The organism is Pedobacter sp. MC2016-05, from assembly GCF_026239735.1.
In the GTDB taxonomy this organism is placed as follows: Bacteria; Bacteroidota; Bacteroidia; order Sphingobacteriales; family Sphingobacteriaceae; genus Pedobacter.
On the sequence record NZ_JAPIVT010000054.1, the window covers coordinates 1 to 872 of the forward strand.

Sequence of the window (872 nt, forward strand, 5' to 3'; positions counted from 1 at the left end):
CTAAAAGCTCAGGAATATCTTAACACAGGTTACACCTGGATTGTGGAACTTGACCTGGACAAATTTTTTGACCGGGTAAACCATGATAAACTTATGTACCTGCTGTCAGTAAAGATAAAGGATAAGCGGACATTGAAGCTTATCCGTCTTTATTTGAGCGCTGGTATCATGGAGAATGGATTGGTCAGCCCAAGAAAAGAAGGAACGCCACAAGGCAGTCCATTAAGTCCGTTGTTATCAAATGTTATCCTTCACGAACTTGATGCGAAGCTCGAAGAGCGTGGGCATCAGTTCGTACGATATGCTGATGATTGCAGTATCTATTTAAGAAGCAGGAAATCGGCACAGCGGGTAATGGCAGGTATTTCAGTATATCTGGAAGAGGGGCTGAAACTGAAGGTTAACATGGAGAAAAGTAAGGTCAGCAGACCGGGCCAAAGTAGTCTGCTTGGGTTTTCATTCTATGGCAGCAAAGAGGGATGGAAGATGCGAATTTCATCCAAATCTCTAAGCGCGATCAAAGAGAAAATAAGGGAGCAGACCAGGCGCAACCAACCCTTTCCATTACACCAACGGATATCGAAGCTTCAGGAAATCATTCGTGGTTGGGTTAACTACTTCTCTATTGCAAATGCAAAGGGGTACATGGTAAAACTGGACGAATTGACGAGAACCAGACTGCGGATTGTTCTTTGGAAGCAATGGAAGAGTATAACGGGCAGAGCGCGGAACTTAATGAAGATGGGTTTGGAAAAATCAAGGGCCTATCAGTTGGCCAACACCCGTAAGGGGTACTGTAAGACTGCAAACAGCCCAACATTACTTACAACCCTTGACAAGAAGTTTTTTATGAGGCTTGGACTTGACGGATT

At 44.2% G+C, this 872-nt stretch carries 1 protein-coding gene; it reads left to right on the forward strand.

Going from position 1 to position 872, the window contains the following annotated elements; translation table 11 throughout:
- The coding region (locus OQZ33_RS24145) for a reverse transcriptase domain-containing protein (protein ID WP_265802131.1) at positions 1 to 872 on the forward strand (872 nt) is incomplete at both ends.